General features: G+C 68.6%; 17 protein-coding genes. 10 read left to right on the top strand and 7 right to left on the bottom strand.

Annotated elements, in window-relative coordinates; all coding sequences use genetic code 11:
- From ACN675_RS13510 to ACN675_RS13485, 6 genes are all read left to right on the top strand, one after another.
- Positions 1–952: sensor histidine kinase (locus ACN675_RS13510; protein ID WP_420751326.1), on the top strand; the 952-nt coding region annotated here is incomplete at its 5' end.
- 32 nt (positions 953–984) lie between these two features.
- Positions 985–1767 carry a LytR/AlgR family response regulator transcription factor gene (locus tag ACN675_RS13505; RefSeq protein ID WP_420751325.1) on the top strand — a complete coding sequence of 261 codons (783 nt, stop codon included), beginning with the start codon at positions 985–987 and terminating at the stop codon, positions 1765–1767.
- Positions 1764–2132 (top strand): hypothetical protein, encoded by a 369-nt coding sequence (locus tag ACN675_RS13500; protein WP_420751324.1) that lies wholly within the window; start codon positions 1764–1766, stop codon positions 2130–2132. Before ACN675_RS13505 ends, ACN675_RS13500 begins: the two co-directional genes overlap by 4 nt.
- Before the next feature lie 6 nt (positions 2133–2138).
- Positions 2139–3947: a cation acetate symporter gene (locus ACN675_RS13495; protein ID WP_420751323.1), complete on the top strand. Its 1809-nt coding sequence runs from the start codon at positions 2139–2141 to the stop codon at positions 3945–3947.
- A gap of 190 nt (positions 3948–4137) precedes the next feature.
- On the top strand, positions 4138–4428 hold the full coding sequence (locus ACN675_RS13490; protein WP_197250921.1) for a DUF485 domain-containing protein: 291 nt from the start codon (positions 4138–4140) through the stop codon (positions 4426–4428).
- Complete coding sequence (locus tag ACN675_RS13485; RefSeq protein WP_420751322.1) at positions 4425–6062, top strand: cation acetate symporter; 1638 nt, start codon at positions 4425–4427, stop codon at positions 6060–6062. The genes ACN675_RS13490 and ACN675_RS13485 overlap by 4 nt, the downstream gene beginning before the upstream one ends.
- Positions 6063–6197: 135 nt before the next feature.
- On the opposite strand, the gene ACN675_RS13480 is transcribed toward ACN675_RS13485, so the two are convergent.
- From ACN675_RS13480 to ACN675_RS13470, 3 genes are all read right to left on the bottom strand, one after another.
- Positions 6198–7193, bottom strand: coding sequence for a linear amide C-N hydrolase (locus ACN675_RS13480; RefSeq protein WP_420751321.1), 996 nt, complete (start codon positions 7191–7193; stop codon positions 6198–6200).
- Positions 7194–7336: 143 nt separating this feature from the next.
- On the bottom strand, positions 7337–8440 hold the full coding sequence (locus ACN675_RS13475) for a CaiB/BaiF CoA transferase family protein (protein WP_420751320.1): 1104 nt from the start codon (positions 8438–8440) through the stop codon (positions 7337–7339).
- Between the two features lie 26 nt (positions 8441–8466).
- A complete protein-coding gene (locus ACN675_RS13470; protein ID WP_420751319.1) occupies positions 8467–9654 on the bottom strand; it encodes an acyl-CoA dehydrogenase family protein in 1188 nt (395 codons plus the stop codon).
- A 155-nt stretch (positions 9655–9809) separates the two neighbouring features.
- Between ACN675_RS13470 and ACN675_RS13465 the strand changes: the two genes are divergently transcribed.
- Together ACN675_RS13465 and ACN675_RS13460 are read left to right on the top strand one after the other, a co-directional pair.
- Complete coding sequence (locus ACN675_RS13465) at positions 9810–10817, top strand: LacI family DNA-binding transcriptional regulator (RefSeq protein ID WP_420751318.1); 1008 nt, start codon at positions 9810–9812, stop codon at positions 10815–10817.
- Positions 10818–10953: 136 nt separating this feature from the next.
- A complete protein-coding gene (locus ACN675_RS13460; RefSeq protein WP_420751317.1) occupies positions 10954–11553 on the top strand; it encodes a TetR/AcrR family transcriptional regulator in 600 nt (199 codons plus the stop codon).
- A gap of 9 nt (positions 11554–11562) precedes the next feature.
- Here the strand turns inward: ACN675_RS13460 and ACN675_RS13455 are convergent, their stop codons facing one another.
- From ACN675_RS13455 to ACN675_RS13445, 3 genes are all read right to left on the bottom strand, one after another.
- Positions 11563–11805, bottom strand: coding sequence for a WhiB family transcriptional regulator (locus tag ACN675_RS13455; RefSeq protein WP_420751316.1), 243 nt, complete (start codon positions 11803–11805; stop codon positions 11563–11565).
- Positions 11802–12365, bottom strand: a complete 564-nt coding sequence (locus ACN675_RS13450; protein WP_420751315.1) for an HNH endonuclease — start codon at positions 12363–12365, stop codon at positions 11802–11804. Before ACN675_RS13450 ends, ACN675_RS13455 begins: the two co-directional genes overlap by 4 nt.
- Before the next feature lie 327 nt (positions 12366–12692).
- Complete coding sequence (locus ACN675_RS13445) at positions 12693–13325, bottom strand: maleylpyruvate isomerase family mycothiol-dependent enzyme (RefSeq protein ID WP_420751314.1); 633 nt, start codon at positions 13323–13325, stop codon at positions 12693–12695.
- Positions 13326–13563: 238 nt separating this feature from the next.
- Here ACN675_RS13445 and ACN675_RS13440 point away from each other — a divergent pair, with 238 nt between their 5' ends.
- Positions 13564–13995 (top strand): type II toxin-antitoxin system Rv0910 family toxin, encoded by a 432-nt coding sequence (locus ACN675_RS13440; RefSeq protein WP_420751313.1) that lies wholly within the window; start codon positions 13564–13566, stop codon positions 13993–13995.
- Positions 13996–13998: 3 nt separating this feature from the next.
- Here ACN675_RS13440 and ACN675_RS13435 read toward each other — a convergent pair whose 3' ends face one another.
- Positions 13999–14910 carry a transporter substrate-binding domain-containing protein gene (locus ACN675_RS13435; protein WP_420751312.1) on the bottom strand — a complete coding sequence of 304 codons (912 nt, stop codon included), beginning with the start codon at positions 14908–14910 and terminating at the stop codon, positions 13999–14001.
- 67 nt (positions 14911–14977) lie between these two features.
- Between ACN675_RS13435 and ACN675_RS13430 the strand changes: the two genes are divergently transcribed.
- Positions 14978–17239, top strand: a complete 2262-nt coding sequence (locus ACN675_RS13430; protein ID WP_420751311.1) for an ATP-dependent DNA ligase — start codon at positions 14978–14980, stop codon at positions 17237–17239.
- The last annotated feature ends 61 nt before the right edge of the window (positions 17240–17300 follow it).

Genomic DNA, 17300 nt, shown 5'->3' with positions numbered 1-17300 from the left:
CTGGCACGGGTTGTACGAGGGACTCGCCGACCAGATGCACGACGCCGGCCTCCGCGCGATCGAGGGGGAGCGCCGCGTGCTCGTCGGCCACGGCGATCTGGTGCGCGGACCCGAGGAACTCGCGGCGCGCGCGCTGATCGCCCAGCCGCTGATCATCGACGGCGTCGGCGTGGTCGGGGTGCTCGGCGTCGTCACCACCACCGAACCGGGGCCGGCGATGCTCGGGGTGCTCACCGAGGCCGCGGGATACGCGTGCAGCCAGATCGAACTCGCCGAGCTCGACGCGTCCCGCGCGCGGCTGGACCGCGCCGAGGTTCGTGCGCTGCGCGCCCAGATCAGCCCGCACTTCATCTACAACGCGCTCAACACGGTCGCCTCGTTCGTGCGCACCGACCCGGACCGGGCCCGCGAACTGCTGCTCGAGTTCGCGGACTTCACGCGCTACTCGTTCCGTTCCGCGGGCGAGTACACGGTGCTCGCCGACGAGCTGCGCAACATCGACCGGTATCTCACGCTCGAACGCGCCCGATTCGGCAACGCGCTCGACGTGCGGCTGCAGATCGCCCCCGAGGTCCTGGGGGTGGTGCTGCCGTTCCTCGCGTTGCAGCCGCTGGTGGAGAACGCGGTGCGGCACGGGATCGCCGGGAAACCGACGCGCGCCGGCACCATCAGCATCGTCGCCGCCGACGAGGGCACCGACTGCGTCATCAGTGTCGAGGACGACGGCATCGGCATGGACCCGGAACTGCTGCGCTCGGGTTCGCTCGACGCGGTCGCGGACCGCGAGGACAGCGGCGTCAAGGAGTCCGCGCACGTGGGTCTGGCGAACGTCGACGACCGGTTGCGGGCGGCGTTCGGCAACGATTACGGCCTGGTCGTCGAGACTGCACCGGGCGCCGGCACCAAGGTCAGCATGCGGGTGCCGAAGTTCCGGCCGGGGATCCGACCGTGACCGGCGGCAGGGCATGGCACGATGATTCCGTTGTGAACGACAATCCGGAGTCCCTCACCGTGCTGGCGGTCGACGACGAGCCGCCTGCCCTCGACGAGCTTGCCTACCTCCTGCGCCGGCGCGACGAGATCGGCTCGGTTCACACCGCGGGCGACGCGACCACCGCGCTGCGGCTGCTGCGCGACGGTGGCATCGACGCGGTCTTCCTCGACATCAACATGCCCGGGCTCGACGGGCTCGAGCTCGCGGGGATCCTCCGCAACTTCGCGCAGCCACCGTCGGTGGTGTTCGTGACCGCGCACGACGACCGGGCCGTCGCGGCGTTCGATCTGGGTGCGGTCGACTATCTGCTCAAGCCGCTGCGCGAGGAACGGCTCGCCGAGGCGGTGCGGCGGATCGCCGAACGCCGCCGCAGCAGCAGCGACCAGGGTGGCGCGCCGCCGTCGTCCGACGAGGTGATTCCCGTCGAACTCGGTGGGGTCACGACGCTGGTGCCACGGTCGTCGGTGCGGTGGGTCGAGGCCGACGGCGACTACGCGCGGCTGCACACCGCGACCGGTTCCCACCTGGTGCGCATCCCCATTTCGACGCTCGAGAGCCGCTGGGCGGACGCCGGGTTCCTGCGGGTACACCGGTCGTACCTGGTGGCGCTGCCGCTGGTGACAGGCATCCGCAGTGTCGGATCCGGCTTGGTGGTGTGCCTGCGGCCGGAGGGGGACCAGCAGCCGGTGGAGCTTCCGGTGAGCCGCCGCCACACGCGGGAACTCAAGGACCGGCTCATCCGCGGTCCCATGCAGACCTGGACGGCCCGATGAGCACCGCCGGTCCGCCGCCGCGGGAACGGGTGGTGCTCGCGCAGCGGCGCGGAGCCCGCATGGTCCGCACCCGCGTCGAGGTGCAGCAGCAGACGCAGATCGGCGACGCGATGGTGCGCGGCCTGGTCCGGGCACAGCTCGGGCTCGCGTTGCGGCTCGCGCTCGTCGCGGTGTGTGTGCTGGGGGCGCTGCCGGTGCTGTTCGCCCTGGTTCCCTCGCTCGCGGAGGTGACGCTGCTGGGGCTGCGGCTGCCGTGGTTGCTGCTCGGCGTCGTCGGCTATCCGGTGCTGCTCGGCATCTCGTGGCTGTACGTGCGGCTGGCCGAACGCAACGAGCAGGACTTCACCGACCTGACCGACGACTGAGCCGCGATGGGCACCGGTTCGATTCCCGTCCTCACCGTCGTCGGCCTGATCGCCGCTGCCGCCGCGACCGTCGCGATCGGCATCTACGGCGTCCGCCTGGCGCGCACCACCTCCGACTTCCTCGTCGCGTCGCGCACGGTCGGGCCGCGCTGGAATGCCGCGGCGATCGCCGGTGAATACCTGTCCGCCGCATCGTTCCTCGGTGTCGCCGGGCTCGTCGCGAAGTACGGCGCCGACGCCCTGTGGTATCCGGTGGGTTTCGCGGCGGGCTATCTGGGCCTGCTGCTGTTCGTCGCCGCACCGCTGCGCCGGTCCGGCGCCTACACGGTGCCCGACTTCGCCGAGTTCCGGCTCGGCACGCGCTGGGTGCGCACCCTCGCGATGATCGTCGTCGCCGTGATCTGCGTGCTGTACCTGGTGCCGCAGTTCCAGGGTGCGGGACTGACGTTGAACATCCTGCTGGGGCTGCCCGAATGGGTGGGCGTGGCCGCGGTCGGGGCGATCGTCGTCGGCAACGTCGTCGGTGGCGGCATGCGATCGATCACGTTCGTGCAGGCGTTCCAGTACTGGCTCAAGCTCACCGCGGTCGCGTTGCCGGCGCTGGTGCTCACCTTGCACTTCGTCGCCGACGACCGGGTCGTGACGGAGGCGGTGCCGCCGACCGTCACCGATCGCACCACCGTCGACATCACCACCGATGTGATCGTGCAGGTCGAGGAGCCGCTGCAGGTCGAGGTCACCGGGCACATCGACGGCCGGCCGGTCGCGGGTCCGGTGCTGCTCGTGCCGGGACAGCACGAACTGTCGTCGGGAACGGAACTGGTGCTTGCCGCCGGGTCGCCCGTTCCGGTGGTGGCGGGCGCGCCGCCGGACAACGACTCGTGGGCCTCTCCCGGAAACGGATTCGGCGGGGACTACCCGATGTTCCAGGTGTACTCGCTGATCCTCGCGACGTTCCTCGGCACGATGGGCCTGCCGCACGTGCTCGTGCGGTTCTACACCAACCCCGACGGCCGGACCGCGCGCGTGACCTCGCTCGCCGTGATCGCCCTGGTCGGCATGTTCTACCTGTTCCCGACCCTGCTCGGCGTGTTCGCGCGGCTGTATGTGCCGCAGCTGCTCATCACCGGACGCTCGGACGCGGCGGTGCTGCTGCTACCGGGATCGGTGCTGACCGGGTGGGGTGGGCAGCTGCTCGCCGCGCTCGTCGCCTCGGGTGCGATCGCCGCATTCCTGTCCACGTCGTCGGGCCTGCTGGTCAGTGTCGCGGGCGTGCTGTCGACGGACGTGCTGCGCGGCCGGGTGCGGGACTTCCGGATCGCGGCGGTGCTCGCCGGGATCGTGCCGCTCGCGTTGTCGCTGTCGGTGACGTCGCTGGACCTGTCACGGTCGGTGGGCCTGGTGTTCGCGGTGGCGGCGTCCACGCTGTGCCCGCTGCTGGTCCTGGGTATCTGGTGGCGAGGCCTCACGGCAGCCGGGGCCGCGGCGGGCATGGTGCTCGGCGGGCTGGTGTCCGGGACTGCGGCGATGGTGGTGGTGCTCGCCCCGATCGATCCGGAACGCTACGGCTGGTTGGCAGTGCTCGTCGGCTACCCGGCCGCGGTGAGCGTGCCGCTGGCGTTCCTCACGATGGTGCTGGTCAGCCTCGTCACCCGCCGGTCGGTCCCGGCCGACGTGGGGCGCACCTTCTCGCGCATGCACGTCCCCGAACGGCTCGGTATGGGCCGCGACCGCGAGATCGGTGCGTTCGGTGCGGGCACGTCCGGTGCCGACAAATCGGGTTCAGGGGATCGGCAGCGCCGTTCGTCGCGGTGAGTCGACCGTTCGGCGCACGGCACGACAGCTCGGCGTGCTATGCGACCGCACTACTTATGCGTGTGACCGCCGTCTCACTACCGTCTGTTCTCACTACAACTCACAAACCGAGGAGTCGGCAGTGACCACAGTCAAGAGTGGGATCGATGCGCCGGTACGGCGCGAACCCACACCCCAGGACTTCGTAGCCATGCAAGCGAGCCCGGAATTCCAGGAATTGCGTAGCCGGTTGCGGCGGTTCGTGTTCCCGGTGACGGTGTTCTTCCTCGCCTGGTACGGGGTCTACGTGCTGCTCGCGACGTACGCCGCCGACTTCATGGCGACGAAGGTGATCGGCAACATCAATCTCGGCTTGATCCTGGGCTTCGGTCAGTTCGTGACGACGTTCGTGATCACCGCCCTCTACGTGAAATTCGCCGGACGCGAGCTCGATCCTCGGTCCGCCGCGATCCGTGAAGAGCTGGAAGGACCGGCACAGTGACCGTTCTCGCGCAGAGTGGGACCGCCGATGTCGGCAACCCGCTGATCAACATCGCGATCTTCGTCGCGTTCGTCGTCGTCACCATGGGCCTGGTCATCAAGGCCAGCCGTACCACCAAGAAGGCCTCGGACTTCTACACCGGCGGCGGCCAGTTCTCCGGACCGCAGAACGGTTTCGCGATCGCCGGTGACTACCTGTCGGCCGCGTCGTTCCTCGGAATCGCCGGTGCCATCGCCGTGTACGGCTACGACGGCTTCCTGTACTCCATCGGCTTCCTCGTCGCGTGGCTCGTCGCGCTGCTACTCGTCGCCGAATTGCTGCGCAACACAGGTCGTTTCACGATGGCCGACGTGTTGAGCTTCCGGCTCAAGCAGCGGCCCGTGCGCATGGCTGCGGCGCTGTCCACCCTCGCGGTCTCGCTGTTCTACCTGCTCGCCCAGATGGCCGGTGCCGGTGGCCTGGTCGCGCTGCTGCTCGACATCCACGACAAGGCCGGTCAGGCGATCGTCGTCGCGGTCGTCGGTGTGCTCATGATCGTGTACGTGCTCATCGGCGGCATGAAGGGCACCACCTACGTGCAGATGGTCAAGGCCGTCCTGCTCGTCGCCGGCGCCGCGATCATGTTCGTCCTCGTGCTGTTCGCGGTGCGCGGCAACTTCTCCCAGCTGCTCGCCGACGCGCAGGCCATGGCGTCGAACTCCTCGGACACGGCGGTCGCCGGTCGCGACATCCTCGCCCCGGGTGCGAAGTACGGCATCAGCGACATGACCCGCATCGACTTCGTCTCGCTCGGTATCGCCCTGGTGCTCGGCACCGCCGGCCTGCCGCACGTGCTCATGCGCTTCTACACGGTTCCGACCGCGAAGGAAGCTCGCCGCTCGGTGACCTGGGCGATCGCGCTCATCGGTGCGTTCTACCTGTTCACCCTGGTCCTCGGCTACGGTGCCGCGAAGCTGGTCGGCCCGGACGTCATCCTGAACGCCCCCGGCAAGGAGAACGCGGCGGCTCCGCTGCTGGCCTTCGAACTCGGCGGCACCCTGTTCCTGGCGATCATCTCCGCCGTCGCGTTCGCCACGATCCTCGCGGTCGTCGCGGGTCTGGCGATCACCGCGTCGGCGTCCTTCGCCCACGACATCTACGCCAGTGTCATCAAGCGCGGCAACGCAACCGAGGACGAGCAGGTGCGGGTCTCGCGCATCACCGTCGTCGTCATCGGCCTGATGTCGATCGTGCTGGGCATCCTGGCGATGGGCCAGAACATCGCCTTCCTGGTGGCCCTCGCGTTCGCGGTCGCCGCCTCGGCGAACCTGCCGACGCTGCTGTACTCGCTGTTCTGGAAGAAGTTCAACACCACCGGTGCACTGTTCAGCATCTACGGCGGTCTGATCAGCTGCCTGCTGCTGATCGTGTTCTCCCCGGCCGTGTCCGGCAAGCCGTCGTCGATGTTCCCGAACGCCGACTTCGCGCTGTTCCCGCTGTCGAACCCCGGCATCGTGTCTATCCCGCTGGCCTTCGTCCTCGGCATCGTCGGCACCTACGTCGGCCGCCGCAAGACGGAGGACCCGTTCAAGCAGGCCGAGATGGAGGTCCGCTCGCTCACCGGTGTCGGTGTCGAGAAGGCGGTCGCCCACTAGAGACAGTCGCCCACAGGAGAACCCTGGCGGCGAACCCCTTCGGTGCCGCGCTCCCAGACCCGGGAGCGCGGCACCGTCGCGTTTCGGGTTCTCCGCTTTCCGGTTCTGCTGCTGCGCAACCGGCAGTTCGAGGAACTACTGCGCCGTCGGAAGTTCGAGGAACTCGAAGGGGGCGGTTTCGGCGAACCGATCCGTGACGTTGCCGCCGAGCCCACCCTCGAGCGCGGTGTCGCCGAGCAGATCGAGCTTGCGCGCGGGCGCACCCTCGGCGAAATCCAGCTCGGAGAGGTCGACCCACAGGACATTCGGGCGCGTCGTCGACGCGAACACGTAACGCTTGCCGGTCAGGTCGCCCACGGTCTGCCAGATCGTCTGTGACGCATAGGGCTTGTCCGGATCCGGAACCCGGAACGGCTGCGCCGCATTGCGGATGACACTGAGCATCCCGGCGACGGCCTCCACCCCGCTCTTCGGTTCGGGAAGCCGGCCGACGTAATAGGCGGCGCGGGCGAACCGGTCGGCGGCGTCCGTGGTACCGGGCAACGGCTTGTCGCCACCGAATCCTTCGACCTCGCGGAGCAGTTCGAGTTGCTTGTCGTAGGTCGGTGAATTCGTCATCACCTGGTAGCTGCGGTCGTGCCAGACGGTGGCCTTGCCGTCGACGTACTCGACGATCGCCGAATCTCCCGTCGCGTCGTCCAACGCGAGGTGCACCGTGGGCACCTCACCGGTGGCCGGGTCGCCGAGAGGAGCCACCTGCACCTCGGTCTGCTCGATCCACGCCGCCGCCTCCGCGACCGTGGCGAAGCTGTCCAGGAAGTACTGCATCCACACGGCCATGCTCAGTGCCGGCCGGGACGGGTCGTACGTTCCGTAGTCCGACTCCGCGAGCCAGAGGATGTGCCCCGACAGGCCGGCCTCGTTCATGCCGTCGACGGTCATCATGTCGAAGGCCGCGGCGACGACGCTGCCGAACTTCGACGTCCAGGTCAACGAGCCGCCGACGCCGTCCCGCCGGTCGATTCCGCGCGGCAGGGACCACAGATTCGTCCCCGTGTCGCGGTGATAGTCCATGTTGCGGCCGACGAGTACCGATCCCGCGGCGTTCGGCCAAACGACCCTGGTGCACATGTCTTCTCTCTTTCCCGCCCGCCGGGCACATGCGTATCGAATAGGTTGGGAATTTCGAGGGCGCATTCGACTGTGGCACATTCGCCACCGACGCCGGGCGAAACGGCGTGAACCGTCACCCGGCGTCGGTGTTGTGGGCGTTGCTAGCCGAGACGCGGCGGCGCCGTGCGGTACGTCGCGGGGGTGGCGCTGAGCCGGATCGGGTTGGCGATCTGGCGGAGCGGAGCGTCCCGGTCCGGATCCTCGATCGACACGACCGGCGACAGGCCGAGGCGCTCGGCGAGGGCGACGGCGTCGGCGATGTCGTTGAGCGGCCCGCACGGCACGCGTGCCGCGGTGAGGGCGTCGAACCAGGCGTCGGCGGTGTTCGTCGACAGCAGTTCGTCGAGGATCTTCGTCAGTTCCTCGCGGTTCGTGACGCGGGCGGTGTTCGTCGTGAACCGGTCGTCGGATGCGAGTTCGGGTGCCCCGAGAACGTCTACCAGGGAGGCGAACTGGCGGTCGTTGCCGACGGCGAGGACGAACGGCCGATCCGCGGTGCTGAACACCTCGTAGGGTGCGATGCTCGGATGCCGGTTGCCCATGGCCTTCGGCACGACGCCGGCCGCCACATAGCCCGACGACTGGTTCGCCAGCGCCGACAGCAGCGACGACAGCAGGTTCACCTCGACGCGCTGGCCCTCACCGGTCCGGTCGCGGTGCCGCAGTGCGGCGAGAATGCCCAGCGCAGCGTGCATTCCGGTGATGACGTCGACAACCGCGACACCGACCTTGGTGGGGGTCGCCGGGTCGGGTCCGGTGATGCTCATCAATCCGCCGACCGCCTGGATGAGCAGGTCGTAGCCGGGCAGGTTGTTGTTGCCGCCGAATCCGGTGATCGAGCAGTACACGATGTCGGGGTTGAGTTCGCGGGCCTGCTCGTAGCCGAGCCCGAGCCGATTCATCGTGCCGGGCAGGAAGTTCTCGACGACGACGTCGGCGCGGGCGACGAGGTCGCGGGCCTCGTCGAGCCCCACCTCGGTGGTCAGGTCGATCGACACCGACCGCTTGTTCCGGTTGACGCCCAGGAAGTACGTCGACTCGTCGCCGACCCACGGCGGACCCCAGTGCCGGGTGTCGTCGCCGAAGCCCGGGCGTTCGACCTTGACGACCTCGGCACCGAGATCGGCGAGCAGCATCGTCGCGTACGGGCCGGCGAGGACGCGACCGAAGTCGGCGATCACCAGCCCTTCCAATGCCCCTGCCACATTCCCCGTCGCTTCGCTCGCCCCGCTCACCGAAAGGCCGCCTCACCGGTCAGCGCCTTGCCGATGGTCAGCTGGTGGACCTCGGAGGTGCCCTCGTAGGTCAGCACCGATTCGAGGTTGTTCGCGTGCCGGATCACGGGGTATTCGAGGGTGATGCCGTTCGCGCCCAGGATGGTCCGGCACTCGCGGGCGACCGCGATGGCCTCGCGGACGTTGTTGAGCTTGCCCAGGCTGACCTGCTCGGGGGCGATCTCGCCGCGGTCCTTCATCCGTCCGAGGTGGTACGCGAGCAGGTGGCCCTTGCCGACCTCGAGCGCCATGTCGGCGATCTTGGCCTGGGTGAGCTGGTAGCCGGCGAGCGGCTTGTCGAACACCTCGCGGGACTGCGCGTACTCGATCGCGGTCTCGAGGCAGTCGCGGGCCGCGCCGATCGCACCGAAGACGATGCCGAAGCGGGCCTCGCCGAGGGAGGTCAGCGGTCCGCGCAGGCCCTTGGCCTTCGGCAGCATCGCCGAGGCCGGCAGGCGCACGCCGTCGAGGACGAGCTCCGAAGTGACCGAGGCGCGCAGCGACAGCTTCGAATGGATCTCCGGGGCGGAGAAGCCGGGGGTGTCGGTGGGAACGACGAAGCCGCGGATGCCCTTGGCGCCCTCCTCGAGGTCGGTCTGGGCCCACACGACGGCGACGTCGGCGACGGAACCGTTGGTGATCCACATCTTGGTGCCGTTGAGGATCCAGTCGTCACCGTCGCGCTTGGCGTTGGTGCGCATCCCGGCCGGGTTGGAGCCGAAGTCCGGCTCGGTCAGGCCGAAGCAGCCGATGGCCTCGCCGGCGGCCATGCGGGGGAGCCATTCCTGCTTCTGCTCCTCGCTGCCCCAGTGGTGGATGGAGAACATCGCCAGCGAGCCCTGCACCGAGACGAGGCTGCGGATACCGGAGTCGACGGCCTCGAGCTCGAGGCAGGCCAGGCCGTAGGCGGTGGCGCTCATGCCGGCGCAGCCGTAACCCTCGAGGTGCATGCCGAGAACACCGAGCTGCCCGAGTTCCTTGGCCAGCTCGCGAGCCGGGATCTTCGCCTCCTCGAACCACTGGGCCACGTGCGGACGGATGCGCTCGTTGCCGAACTTGCGGACGGTGTCGCGGATGTCGATCTCCTCCTGCTCCAGCAGGGAGTCGAGGGCGAACAGCTGGGTGAGCGACTGAGCGTTGGACATGGCCTTCTCCGGTGATCGAGGAACGTTTGCCATAACGTTTGCGAGAACGTTTGCACGAACGATTGCGTGCCCTACGCTAAGGGGCATGCTCCGGGCTCGTCAACCCGGAACGGAAATCTCGATGCGACAGAGATGCGACAGAGCAGGAGAGCCGAATGTCCCGCCCCGACCGTGCGCCGACGCTCAAGGAGATCGCCGAGCGTGCCGGCGTGCACGTCTCGACGGCCTCCCGCGTGCTGCGCCAACCCGAACCCGTCGACGGCTGGTCCGAATCGGCCCTGCGTGTGCGGGAGGTCGCGGCCGAGCTCGGCTACCGGCCCAATCTGTGGGCGGCGAGCCTGCGCACCCGCAGGACGACCACGCTCGGCGTCGTCATGCCGCGGCTGACCGACGGGGTGGTCGCCACGACCTATCAGGGCATCGAGGAAGCCGCGACGAAGGCGGGGTACTCGGTACTGCTGTCGAGCCCGCCCGACGACCTCGAGGCGCAACGTCGTGCAATCACCCTGCTGGTCGGGCGGCAGGTGGACGGGCTGCTGCTGAGCAGCCTGCACATTCCCGGGCGCCCGTTCGTCGAGTCCCTGGGGCTCGGGCAGTTGCCGATCCTCACCGTGACCCGGCACGCCGACGCGGGACTGCCGTTCGTCGTCGGTGACGACTACCGCGGCGGAGCACTCGCCGCCCGGCACCTGCTCGATCGCGGCTACACCGACCTCGCGATCATCGCCGGTCCCGACCATGCGAGCACGGCTCGGGATCGGCGCGACGGCTTCCTCGACACCTTGCGCGAGGCGTCGATAGAGGTCCCGGCCGCACGGATCATCCCGTCGAGCTTCGACGTTTCCGGCGGTGTGGAAGCGGGCAGGACGCTGCTCGATCGACCCGACCGGCCCCGCGCGATCTTCGCGGTCAGCGACACCATCGCCATCGGCATCCTCGGCGTCGCCCGCGACCTCGGGCTGTCCGTCCCGGACGATCTCGCCGTCGTCGGCTACAACGACATTCCCGTCGTCGCGCAGCTGCCGGTTCCGTTGACCACGGTGCGGTCGCCGGCACACGACATCGGGGTTGCGGCCGTCCGCCGCCTGCTCGACCTGGTTCGCGACGGTGACGCCGAATCGATGCGGCTGCCCGTGGAGCTGGTGGTACGCGCCTCGAGCTGACGCTCGCGGGCCGCTCCGGGCCGAATGTGCCTCGGCGGCGATGCGCGCCTTCGGTCGAGGTCGAATCGTTTTCGGAGCGATAGGATGGCCCGGCAACAAAGGCGACCCGTTCGAATTGTGGAGGTGGACAGCGCGCATGCCCTCGCCGCGCAGGATCGGGGCTCCCGATGCGAAGAATCGGACGGTCCTGCTGGACGCCGCCGAGAAGGTCATGCTCGAGCACGGTTATGCGGCCGTCTCGTCCCGCCGCGTCGCCGAGCAGGCCGGCCTCAAACCGCAGCTCGTGCACTACTACTTCGTGAACATGGACGAGTTGCTCGAAGAGGTGTTCCGTCGCCGCGCCGATCAGGGTCTCGAGATGCAGCGGAAAGCGCTGGCATCACCTCAGCCGCTGTGGGCACTGTGGCGGTTCAGCAGCAACCCGTCCGGGGTGGCGCTGACGATGGAGTTCATGGCGATGTCGCGGCACCGGCCCGCGCTGCGGAAACTCCTCGCCGACTACTCCGAGCGGTTCCGCCGCGACCAGGCGGATGCGATCGAGGTGCTTCTCGACCGGTACGGCGTTGCGCACGAGGACTTTCCGCCCGTCGTCGCGTCGGTCCTCACGACCAGTCTGTCCCGTGTCGTCGTGATGGAGGAATCGCTCGGCTTCACCCTCGGCCACGCCGAAACCATCGAGCGCGTGGAACGATGGCTCACCGCGGTCGAGGGTGAGTGGGGCAGTCCGAAGGCATAGACCGGGCGGTCAGCGAATCACCTTGCCGCGGCGGTATTCTCGTCCTCCCCACACGCCGGTCTGAGCGGTCGCGATTGCGTAGCTGCCGCATGCCGCGGCGATGGGGCAGCGGCCGCAGACCTCGGCCGCGTAGTCGAACGATTCGCTCGGGTCGGGGAACCAGCGGTCCGGGTGCCGGTCGCCGCGGCAGGCGGCGGCCGACCAGTCCGCGTCGTCGGCGGTCGGCAGGTACTCGGCCAGGTAGGTGGTCATGGCTGGGTCTCTCTTCGAAGGTCACGGAGTTGCGATCGGTTCGCGCCAGATCCGGCGCCGGCGCTTCCGGTCGGTGCGGGGAGCACGAGGAACCCACAGCAACGGCATGTGGGCTTCCTCCGGTGTCCGGTTGGCTTTGACGTTGTTGCAGGTTGCGCAGCAGGCGACCAGTTCGACCAGCTGTTGCCGCCGCCGCGGCTGCGCGGGTACACGTGGTCGACGGTCGTCGCCCCGGCCCTACCGCAGTACGCGCACCGGTGGTGGTCGCGTTCGAGCACCGCACGGAAACTCGCGCGGGCGTCGTCGTCGATCACGGGCCGCGGCGGCGTGTGCACGTAGTCGAGCAGTTGGACGGTGTGCGGCAAGGGAATCGCGATGTGCTGGGAACGTACCACGAAGCGCGGTGCATGTTCGACGAGGGTGATCGCGAGTTCCTCGGTGAGCAGCACGATCGCCCGGGCGGCCGGAACGACGTCGAAATCCTCGTAGGCGAAACCGAGTACGCGCACACGGGTGTTCATCCAGGTGCGGGCGGTCACGGCGGTGGGTGAGCGGCGCATGACAATCGACAACCTCGTTCTCTCACAATGCAAGTGGTGATGATCGAGGCGTGACGGTCCCGCGACGGCCGAGATCGGCCGATGGTCACCGTGACGGTGACGGAAGCTCGGGGCGCACACGCCCCGAGATGGGGCGTCAGTGGACGCGGACTCCGGTGTTCGGACCGGAATTTTCGAGAACTCGATTCAGGAAATGAATCTTCTTCTGCGACATGCGCTGCGAGTGCGAAGCGGTGTGCATCGGAGTTCCTTCCCGGTCGAGTTCGGCTGTTCGGTCGCCTAGTGTGCCACGTCGAAACGCGGAGGTGTGGGAATTTTTCTTCGGTGTCAGATTCGGGGTTCGATCCGGGAACGCAGTGTTGCCAGTCCGGGACCGTCGAGTTCGTCGGTGACGCCGGAACGACCGGCCATGGCCATGAGCAGCGCTTCACCGGGCCCGTGGATTTCGGGTCCGCGACCCGTCGCCCAATCGACGTCCGTGGCGACCAGCCGAAGGCCGTGGATCCGCCCGGATGCACCGATGGGCGGCGCGAAACGTGCGAAGCGAAGAGCAGGTTCGAGCCGGTCGGCGGGAATCTCTCGCGGGAAGCCGAGCGGGCGACGAATGTCCTGCTGGTGGACCATCCCGTCGACGAGAGCGACCCGGCCACCGAACGCGGAGGTGAGCCCGCGCGGTTCGAGGTTCCGGTCGAGCAGATCGATCAGCTGCTGCGGTCCGAGTCCGCTCTGGTCGGCGAGTCCGAGGTCGTTGGCGCGATCGAGCTGCAGCCGGCTGCGAGCCAAGCGCCGCACGAGCTCGACCGCGCCGAGTTCCTCGTAGCTGAGCATGTGCGCCACGACGTCGCGGACGGTCCAACCCGTGCACAGTGACGGGGCGTTCCATTGTTCGGGCGTGAGCGAGCGCAGGAGTGTCGCGAGTTGAGTCCGCTCGGCGCGGGCCAATTCCTTCACGTCGTACATGTCGGGCTCCCGGTGTTTAGTCCGGTGCAGTAGTAGTGACCACCGCTGTATCTCCGGCCGACTCCGAATGTGCTCGCCGTATCGGAATCCGCTCGGTGCAGCGTGAGCGAATTCGTCCTCAGCGCGTCGATCGTCGGCCGGTCGCGCGCTCGAAGCGTAACGCGACGGGCCGACACGAAACGGTGATCCGTGGAACCGGGCTGGCGAGGCGGCCGGATCGGTGTCTACGCTTCCGCGCATGGCGAAACTCGAGGTCACCACCCGCGTCCCGCTCGATCCGGAACGGACCTGGGCCACCGCGTCGGACCTGCACCGCTTCGACGAGTGGCTCACCATCCACGACGGCTGGCGCAGCGATCTGCCCGAGGAGCTGACGGTGGGCACCACCGCCGAATCCGTGGTGTCCGTCAAGGGACTGCGCAACCGGGTCGCGTGGAAGGTCGAGGAGATCGATGCCCCGCACCATCTGGTGCTGCGCGGAAACGGCAAGGGTGGAACGAAGTTTCGGCTGCTGCTCACCGTCACCGGAACATCCGGCGGTTCGGACCTGTCGCTGAACATCGACCTCGGCGGGGCTCCGCTGTTCGGTCCGATCGGGTCGGGTGTCGCGCGCACGCTGCGCGGCGATCTCGAGGCCTCGTTGCGGAAGTTCGCCGAACTCTACGGCTGACGGCTATTCGAGGACGGGCGCTCCGCCGGTTCCGGCGAGCCACTGCGTCGCGAATTCGTCGAGCGTCCCGTCCGCGTAGAGGCTGTCGATCGCGGCCGACACACACGGCGTGAGCGGGCTGTCCTTCTCGAGCACCATGCCGAAGAACTCGGTGACCTCGTTGGGCCGCGGGAACTGGCCGACGACCACCGTGCCGGGAATCTGTTCGGTGATCTGGAACCCCGTCGGCAGATCCACCACGATTCCGTCGACCGTCCCGTCCGTGAGGGCGGACTTCGCGTCGTCGGTGGTTTCGAAGGCCACGGGTTCGGCGTCGGCGTGGATGGTGTCGGTGATGGCGAGCAGGCTCGTCGAACCCTGTTGCGCACCCAGTCTCATCCCGGACAGATCCGCCAGCGAGGTGGCGGCGGCCGCGGGGCTGCCCTGCCGTGCCACGATCGCCTGCCCGACCGCGTAGTACGGGGACGACAGGTCCACCGCTTCGCGGCGGGTGTCGACGATCGTGACCTGTCCGAGCCCCACGTCGAAGGTCTTTCCCCTGGGCGCGATCATCTCGTTGAAGCCGACCCGCTCGAAGCGGATCTGCTCGGGGGTGTAGCCGAGCCTTTCGGCGACCGCGGCGGCGACCGCACCTTCGTACCCTTGGCCGTTGGCGGGATCGTTGTCGACGAACCACGGAGCGTAGGCGGGATCGTCGGTGGCGAGGGTGAGTACGCCGGCGGTGTGGGTGGTGCGGGAGCCGGGTCCGCAGTCGTCGATCGCGTCGGTGGGTGGGATCCGGGTCGTCGCCGGTGCGAGCGACGTGGTGGTCGCGGGGACCGGATCCGGTTCCGACGATGCGGTGCAGGCGGCCGGAATCACCGCGACGGCAATGATCACCGCCGCAGCGCGCAGGCGTCGCAGCGGAGACAACACGCGGGCAATACTGCCTTCCCCGTCCCGATCCAGCAAGATCAACGCGAACGATTGGCACAATGAGGTGATGCCGACCCGCACGTTCGGGGACCGTCGACTGAAGCTGACCAACCTCGACAAGGTGCTCTACCCCCGCACCGGTACCACCAAGGGTGAGGTGATCGACTACTACGTGGCGATCGCCGATGCGATGCTGCCCCACGTCGCCGGTCGTGCCGGCACCCGCAAGCGCTGGCCGAACGGCGTGGACGACCAGTCGTTCTTCGAGAAAAACCTGGCGGCGCACGCCCCGAGCTGGCTCGACCGCCGGACGCTGCACCACAAGCAGCGCACCGTCACCTATCCACTGTTCGATTCGGTGGCCTCCCTCGCGTGGCTCGGGCAGCAGGGCGCGCTGGAACTGCATGTCCCGCAGTGGCGTTTCGCCGGCAACACGCGAGGCGCCGCGACGCGCATCGTGTTCGACCTCGATCCCGGCCAGGGTGTCGGGCTGGCGGACTGTGCGCGAGTGGCGCGCCTCGTGCGCGACATGGTCGCCGAACTGGGATGGACGGCATATCCGGTAACCAGCGGCAGCAAGGGAATTCACCTCTACGTCCCCTTGGACCGGCCGCTGCAGTCGGACGGGGCGTCGACCGTCGCGCGGACCGTCGCGACCAATCTCGAGAAGCTGCACCCCGACCTGGTGACCGCGACGATGGCGAAAGCCGCTCGGGGAGGACGGGTCTTCGTCGACTGGAGCCAGAACAACGCCGCCAAGACGACGGTCGCGCCGTATTCGCTGCGCGGTCGCGACGAGCCCTGGGTCGCGGCGCCGCGCACCTGGGAGGAACTCGAGGACCCCGATCTGTCCCAGCTGCGGTTCGACGAAGTGCTCGCCCGCGTCGAGGCCGACGGTGATCTGCTCGAGGGGCTGGATCCGCCGCTGCCGGCGCAGGATCGGGCGGACGCGCTGGCCGAGTACCGCGGCAAACGCGACGCGTCACGCACGCCGGAACCGGTGCCGGACACGGTCGCCGCCGGTGGTCCCGGCGACCGGTTCGTGATCCAGGAGCACAATGCCCGACGGTTGCACTACGACCTGCGGCTCGAACGGGACGGCGTGCTGGCGTCGTGGGCGGTGCCGAAGAACCTGCCCGACGAGACCGGCCGCAACCACCTGGCGGTCCGCACCGAGGACCATCCGCTCGAATACCTCACGTTCCACGGCACCATCCCGAAGGGCGAGTACGGTGCCGGCACGATGACGGTGTGGGACACCGGCACCTATGTGGCGGAGAAGTGGCGGGACGACGAGGTCATCGTGCAGTTGCAGGGCCGTCGCGTGCAGGGTCGCTACGCCCTGATCCGCACCGAAGGTACCCAGTGGCTCGCGCACCTGATGAAGGATCAGACGCCGTCGCCGTCCGGGCCGTTCCCCCGCGATCTCGCGCCGATGCTGGCGACACTCGGCGACGTGAGCGGCCTCGACGAGCGGGACTGGGCATTCGAAGGCAAATGGGACGGCATCCGCGCCATCGTCGAGGTCCACGACGGCGGACTCCGCATCCGCTCCCGGTCGGGTCGCGACATCACCGCGGACTATCCGTCGCTCGGGGTTCTCGCGCAGATCCTCGACGGGCACGACGCGGTCCTCGACGGCGAGATCGTCACCTTCGACCCGCACGGTGTCTCGAGTTTTCCGCTGCTGCAGTCCGGCGGACGGCCCACCTTCCTCGTGTTCGACATCCTCTATCTCGACGGAGTCTCCCTGCTCCGCAAGACGTACAGCGACCGCAGGCGGGTGCTCGAACTGCTGGGTGCGGCCGCGCCCGGGCTGGAGGTGCCGGAGACGTTGCCGGGCAGCGGAACCGAGGCCCTTGAGGAGAGCCTCGACCGCGGTTGGGAAGGGATGATCGCCAAGCGGCGCGACTCGGTGTATCTGCCGGGCAAGCGCGGCACCGCGTGGATCAAGGCGAAGAACTGGCTCACCCAGGAGGTCGTCGTCGGCGGATACCGGCCCGGCCAGGGTGCCCGGTCGGACACCTTCGGTGCGCTGCTGCTCGGGGTGTACGAGGGCGACGACCTCGTGTTCGTCGGGCGCGTCGGCTCCGGGTTCGACGACCGTACCCTCACCACGCTGACCGCGTCCCTGGACCGGTTGCGGCGGCGCACCTCGCCGTTCGTGGAAGCCATTCCCACCGCCGACGCGCGCGGCGCCGTATGGGTGACCCCGCGACTGGTGGGGGAGGTGCGCTTCCAGTCGTGGACCGACGGCGGCCGGCTGCGGCACCCGATCTGGCGGGGGCTGCGCGAGGACATCGAGCCCACCGACGTGCGTCGCGCCTGACACCACGTGTCTCCTTCCCCTGTTAACGTTCTCGAATCTGTGTCGGGTGTTCGGGAGGGGC

Source organism: Rhodococcus sp. O3, assembly GCF_048897285.1.
GTDB lineage: Bacteria > Actinomycetota > Actinomycetes > Mycobacteriales > Mycobacteriaceae > Rhodococcus.
This window is presented reverse-complemented; position numbering and strand designations above follow the sequence as displayed.

Bases quoted from the DNA above. Each gene is read 5' to 3' on its own strand.
- ACN675_RS13500 (WP_420751324.1), top strand. From the start codon at position 1,764: ATGAGCACCGCCGGTCCGCCGCCGCGGGAACGGGTGGTGCTCGCGCAG.
- ACN675_RS13495 (WP_420751323.1), top strand. From the start codon at position 2,139: ATGGGCACCGGTTCGATTCCCGTCCTCACCGTCGTCGGCCTGATCGCC.
- ACN675_RS13490 (WP_197250921.1), top strand. From the start codon at position 4,138: ATGCAAGCGAGCCCGGAATTCCAGGAATTGCGTAGCCGGTTGCGGCGG.
- ACN675_RS13480 (WP_420751321.1), bottom strand. From the start codon at position 7,193: ATGTGCACCAGGGTCGTTTGGCCGAACGCCGCGGGATCGGTACTCGTC.
- ACN675_RS13470 (WP_420751319.1), bottom strand. From the start codon at position 9,654: ATGTCCAACGCTCAGTCGCTCACCCAGCTGTTCGCCCTCGACTCCCTG.
- ACN675_RS13465 (WP_420751318.1), top strand. From the start codon at position 9,810: ATGTCCCGCCCCGACCGTGCGCCGACGCTCAAGGAGATCGCCGAGCGT.
- ACN675_RS13460 (WP_420751317.1), top strand. From the start codon at position 10,954: ATGCCCTCGCCGCGCAGGATCGGGGCTCCCGATGCGAAGAATCGGACG.
- ACN675_RS13455 (WP_420751316.1), bottom strand. From the start codon at position 11,805: ATGACCACCTACCTGGCCGAGTACCTGCCGACCGCCGACGACGCGGAC.
- ACN675_RS13450 (WP_420751315.1), bottom strand. From the start codon at position 12,365: ATGCGCCGCTCACCCACCGCCGTGACCGCCCGCACCTGGATGAACACC.
- ACN675_RS13445 (WP_420751314.1), bottom strand. From the start codon at position 13,325: ATGTACGACGTGAAGGAATTGGCCCGCGCCGAGCGGACTCAACTCGCG.
- ACN675_RS13440 (WP_420751313.1), top strand. From the start codon at position 13,564: ATGGCGAAACTCGAGGTCACCACCCGCGTCCCGCTCGATCCGGAACGG.
- ACN675_RS13430 (WP_420751311.1), top strand. From the start codon at position 14,978: ATGCCGACCCGCACGTTCGGGGACCGTCGACTGAAGCTGACCAACCTC.